Source organism: Oleiphilus sp. HI0061, from assembly GCF_001635675.1.
On record NZ_LWFE01001169.1, the window covers coordinates 1 to 5,102 of the forward strand.

Consider the following 5,102-nt stretch of genomic DNA (forward strand, 5'->3'; position numbering starts at 1 on the left):
GATAGCAGGAACCTTATTGTTGTTAGCATCATAACCACCAGCAAAAGTCTCTTGACTGTTCAAAGCGCCAAAAAGATTCCTTGGTGTATGGCAAGCGCCGCAGTGTGCGGCTACCTCAACCAGGAATTTTCCTCGATTGAGCTGATCGACTGACGCTGAATTCGCCACTGAAGCAGATGGGCTAAAAAACATGGCTCGCCATAGCTTTAAACCTTCACGAAAATTGAATGGAAACCTTATAGACTGCTCGGGGTCTGGTTCAGCGACTGGCGGTACGGTTTGAAACGCCACCCATAAATCGGCTACATCTTGATCAGAAAACTTCTCGTAAAACGTGTATGGAAAAGCCGGATAATACGGCTTTCCTTCAGGTGAAATACCTTCTCTTAGTGCTGTCGAAAATTGTTGAAATGTCCACGCCCCAATACCATGTTTCGGGTCTGAAGTTAGGTTTGGCGCACGAAAATCACCGAAAGGCGTGGTTAAAGGTTTTCCTCCTGCTAAGAATTTACCGCCGGAATCGATATCAGTATGACAAGCTATACACCCTGATATTCGCGCCAAGTATGCGCCACGAGCTGTATTTCCATTCATACCTTCTGAACTAAAACTTGGAGACAGGGGCAGCCAAAGCCTATATAGAAGCCCCCCCCCTAAAAGCAATAGAAGTAAGCAAAAGCTGTAGTAGCGGCGAGGCATTCCTGTCATTTCTCGATGCGGTATTTTTTATGGCACGAAGCACAGCTCTGCCCAATCATACGAAACAAGCCAGCGCTCGGTTTGGAAGCAAGGTGTTCATCACTCATGTTGTCTAGCCCCCGTTGCGCTCCCATTGCTGCTTGACCTTGGGCACCCATCATTCCCTGGCCTCTCATTTGCTCCCCCATGCGACCATTCATAGGGCCCGATTCTCCCATCATGCTATGGCCGGACATATGATTTGAATTACCCATCATGGTATTCCCCATACCATTTTCTGGTTCCACATTCTGATTGTTGGCAGCTCCATCGTGCAAGGCCTGCCCTAAGCGTTCTAGATTGCGTGCTAAGCGCTGAAAATTCTCCCACTCATTCCATATTTCAGCAGTCGCCTCGCTAGGCATATTTAAACTGCCATCGGGAAAAAGCTTTGTCATATGCTCGCCAGAATGATCTCGGATCAGAAGCGCATTCCTCTTTACAGTTTCAGCGTCGTATTCTTTTTGCCCTCGCATAATCGGTTTTAGCTCTTTCATAGCGCCTTTTAGATTATCCATTAAATCCATACGCTCTTTAATAATACCGGTCGCCCCGCCATGGCCATAAGCGACAGCTGAAATGGAAAAAATAACCAAAATTATAATCACTGCATTTCTGTTCATGAACTCGTACCTAATCAATTTTCCACCAAGCGTTAGTTGAAGCTTACGCCTATAAATCACTTAATTTAATCTCTCTAGTTAACTACGAAAATGCCTTCAGGTGAAGCAAAACCAAACTAGCGGGTCGTTTCTCACTATAGTAAACACAAGAATTGCATATGTTGAGGTCTATTTATACATAAGGTGTCAGACAGACAATCGTGTGCGTCAGCACGATTATGTTTATACTCTCGAATATACTCTACCGATCATTACCCGGCTTGCTGGCCCTGACCACAGTCCGAAACTTATATAAGGCAAAAACCTAGTATGACCATCGACGCAAAAACGGTCTCGGCAGTACCCACCAATATCATCACCGGCTTCCTCGGTGTCGGAAAAACTTCTGCGATTCTGAACTTACTCAAACAAAAACCCGATAACGAACGATGGGCGGTACTCGTCAATGAATTTGGCGAAATTGGTGTAGACGGCAGTTTTTTTCAAGGTCAGAGCTCTCAAGAACAAGGCGTATTTATCAAAGAGGTGCCAGGCGGCTGTATGTGCTGTGCATCGGGCTTACCGATGCAAATTGCCTTAAACCAATTGCTTTCGCGCGCTAAACCAGACCGTTTGTTGATAGAGCCAACTGGGCTAGGCCACCCAATAGAAGTCTTAGAAGTACTGTCGGCAGAACACTATCAACAAGTACTCTCCCTACAAAAGACCCTCACATTGGTCGATGCACGCAAGCTAAGCGATGAGCGCTACACCCAGCATGATACCTTCAATCAACAGATATTGATTGCTGATATGATCATTGGCAACAAAAGTGACCTTTACCAAGACGGAGATGAAGCACAACTCACCCAATATATTAAGAAAACAATGGATAAAGCCCCTCCTGTTGTACTAACAAGTTATGGAAATATCGACATCGCACTTTTGAATGGGCCGACGTCTTCAGTGGTAACAGCCAAACATCACCATCATGAATCTGACGCACCTAGATTACTCATGGACTCGCCTATTCCGGAAACAGGATTTTTAAAAGCAACAAATAAGGGAGAGGGCTACGAAAGTATCGGCTGGCGCTTTTCGCCAGATAAGACCTTTAGCCATGCTGCACTTTTCAACTTCTTGAGTGGAGTCAATGCTGAACGAATGAAAGCCGTGTTTATCACTGACGAGGGAGTATTCGGCTATAACCTAACAACAGATGCCTTAACCGAGGTAGCACTGGATGAATGCCTGGAAAGCCGAATTGAGATTATTGGCAAGGGCTTAGCCTCTGATATCGAAACTGAACTGTTGGCTTGCATGTCAGAGCTCAACTAGTCTTTTCGAAAACGCTCTTTTAGATAATTTAAAGTACTTTGACCCCTTAAGGTCGCATCGGCGTGATTCGATTCATTAACCAAGCTATTCGCTATCAGAGGATTTTCCTAAGTGCTTGCTAACCACAAAAGCCAGATAGCCAACAAGGGGTCTTGGAAAGTCATGCGCCATCCCTTCTATCTCGCGGAATTCAGCACCTTCAATCAGTTCAGCATTTTTTCTTCCGAACTTGATAGGAATGAGCCGATCTTCGGCACCATGAATAATCAAAGTGGGTACATTGACTCGCTGTGTAATCTTTTTGGTTTTCTTAGTCGCTACAATCGCAGAAAGCTGTCTTTTTGTACCGTACTTTTCAGCATCACGCGCCAGAGCTTTCCGGAGTCGAGATTCTAACTCTTCTTGCTTTGGCGGGTGAGTCCTGCTGCTAATCAAACGGACGGTTTCCATTTTCAGGTCTAGCTGTTCTTCTTCGGCAGCCTGGCTCGACTTAAGCAAATGAAGCCCCAGCTTCATATTCCAAGGCATCACTAAACCACGACTATCTGCCGTAGACATGATCGAGGTTAAGCTAATAATACGATCATGATAAATACCAGCAATGATTTGAGCGATCATGCCACCCATTGAAGCTCCGACAATATGGGCCTGTTTACACTTTAGGTGGTCAAGCAGACAGACCGCGTCGTGGGCCATATGATATAGATCGTAGGGTGCGTCTATCTTCAAGCCAAACCAGTTTGCCAATACCTGTTTCAACACACGAGGAGCTGCATAGTGATCAAACTTGGTAGAAAGGCCAATATCGCGATTATCAAATCGGATAACGTAATAACCTTCTTCAGCAAGCAGATGACAGAACCGGTCAGGCCAAACAATCATCTGGGCACCTAAACCCATAATCAGAAGTACGGCAGGCCTTTTAGGGTTTCCGAAGGTCTCGTATTCAATACTTACATCGTTACATACAGCTTTAGGCATGGTGACAGCACGGAGGAAAAAACAATAACAATGGGTTTAAGTTTAGATGCCGATCGGAGATACGATGTGAAGGTTTTGTGTCAGTTCGGGCAATACAATTCGGTGGCAATGACCAGTTTGCCTTAGCGAGTTTCACTTGATATTTGTTCATATTGGGAATATATTCCCAATATGAACAAAGAAACGTTAAGCTACAAAAACACCTTAAGCCAATGTGTCATCTTTATGATGAAACCTTTGGTGCGCATACTCCTGAGGTCAGGAGTCGGTTTCTCTGACTTTGCCGAATGGGTAAAACATGCCTATGTGGCCGTTGCAGAAGAAGAGTTCACTGTCGATGGAAAGCCCCAGAGCACCTCTAGAATTTCGATTTTAAGCGGACTTCATCGAAAAGAGGTTGCACGAATTCGTAAAGAACTTGATGAAAGCAAGATTCCCACCACAACCACACCTGCCAACCGGGCAGAGAGAGTCATTAACGCATGGCTTAGGGAGCCGGCTTATAGCCGCGATCAAAACGCACCGCTAGACCTCCCTTTTAGCTCGAGTAACGCTGACACACCAAGTTTTGAGTCTTTAGTCAAAGAATATAGTGGCGATATTCATACAACGACCTTACTTGAAGAACTTACCCGTTTAGGTGCAGTGGAGAAACTTGAAAATGAACACCTACGGCTAAACCAATCCGGCTATATCCCGATACCCGAAAGCCTTGATCAGATTGAAGTCGCCGCACAATCAGCACACGATTTAATATCCACACTAAGCAACAATTTAAATCCAGATTCAGACGAACCTCGCTTCCAACGATCTGTTGCTTACTTGCACCTATCAAGTGACTCTATTCAAGAATTTAAACAATACAGCAAAAAAGAAAATGAAAAATTGTTGCTCAAGCTGAATAAGTGGCTTGCACAGCACGACATGCCATTAGCCGAACAAAAACACGCTTCCAATCAGTACAGAGCGGGAGTTGGAATTTATTATTTCGAAGAGCTCAACAATAAATCGAGCCAAGTTTAAAGGACCAACTGCAATGGACATTCAACATAAACTTAAGCCAAGTTTGTTTCTTCTCACCTTGAGCTTACTGTCATCTGTTTTCGTTGGCTGTAGTGAGTCCGAGAATGATGGCGGAATTACCGGAACGGGCGGCCCTCTGGAAAGCTACTTAAAGCACGGAATTGCTTCGAATAACCAGAACCCTAGCTATTGCGATATTTGCCTCGATGCCCCCGTACTCGAAAGCGATGGAAGTGCAGATGCCTCTTCTGACGAGTCAAGCGATAGCTACTCCCGAACTAATACTCAAGAAACAGGAGTCGATGAACTCGACTGGCTTAAGACCGACGGAAACCTGATATACAGCTACAATGGAGGTTCCGACATCAATATATTTGAATTATCGGAACAGACAGGTAAACACGAAGCGCTCAATACCAT

At 44.9% G+C, this 5,102-nt stretch carries 5 protein-coding genes and 1 pseudogene; 3 read left to right on the forward strand and 3 right to left on the reverse strand.

All coding sequences use genetic code 11. The annotated features are described in order from the left end of the window. Together A3735_RS17790 and A3735_RS17795 are read right to left on the reverse strand one after the other, a co-directional pair. A pseudogene (locus tag A3735_RS17790) lies at window positions 1–594 on the reverse strand (cytochrome c); the annotation flags it as partial. 110 nt (window positions 595–704) lie between these two features. After that, window positions 705–1,361, reverse strand: a complete 657-nt coding sequence (locus tag A3735_RS17795) for a cytochrome c (protein ID WP_068509435.1) — start codon at window positions 1,359–1,361, stop codon at window positions 705–707. A gap of 309 nt (window positions 1,362–1,670) precedes the next feature. Here A3735_RS17795 and A3735_RS17800 point away from each other — a divergent pair, with 309 nt between their 5' ends. Then, a complete protein-coding gene (locus A3735_RS17800) occupies window positions 1,671–2,678 on the forward strand; it encodes a GTP-binding protein (protein ID WP_068509437.1) in 1,008 nt (335 codons plus the stop codon). Between the two features lie 84 nt (window positions 2,679–2,762). On the opposite strand, the gene A3735_RS17805 is transcribed toward A3735_RS17800, so the two are convergent. Continuing rightward, window positions 2,763–3,659 (reverse strand): alpha/beta fold hydrolase, encoded by an 897-nt coding sequence (locus A3735_RS17805; RefSeq protein ID WP_068509440.1) that lies wholly within the window; start codon window positions 3,657–3,659, stop codon window positions 2,763–2,765. 171 nt (window positions 3,660–3,830) lie between these two features. Between A3735_RS17805 and A3735_RS17810 the strand changes: the two genes are divergently transcribed. After that, the gene (locus A3735_RS17810) at window positions 3,831–4,682 is read left to right on the forward strand and encodes a DUF6502 family protein (RefSeq protein ID WP_068509442.1); all 852 of its coding nucleotides are present in this window, start codon (window positions 3,831–3,833) and stop codon (window positions 4,680–4,682) included. Window positions 4,683–4,695: 13 nt separating this feature from the next. Beyond that, window positions 4,696–5,102 (forward strand): beta-propeller domain-containing protein (locus A3735_RS17815; protein WP_197485927.1); only part of this gene is annotated, 407 nt, incomplete at its 3' end.

Excerpts from the sequence above, each read along its gene's own strand:
- A3735_RS17810 (WP_068509442.1), top strand. The coding sequence starts at position 3,831 with ATGAACAAAGAAACGTTAAGCTACAAAAACACCTTAAGCCAATGTGTC.
- A3735_RS17795 (WP_068509435.1), bottom strand. The coding sequence starts at position 1,361 with ATGAACAGAAATGCAGTGATTATAATTTTGGTTATTTTTTCCATTTCA.
- A3735_RS17805 (WP_068509440.1), bottom strand. The coding sequence starts at position 3,659 with ATGCCTAAAGCTGTATGTAACGATGTAAGTATTGAATACGAGACCTTC.
- A3735_RS17800 (WP_068509437.1), top strand. The coding sequence starts at position 1,671 with ATGACCATCGACGCAAAAACGGTCTCGGCAGTACCCACCAATATCATC.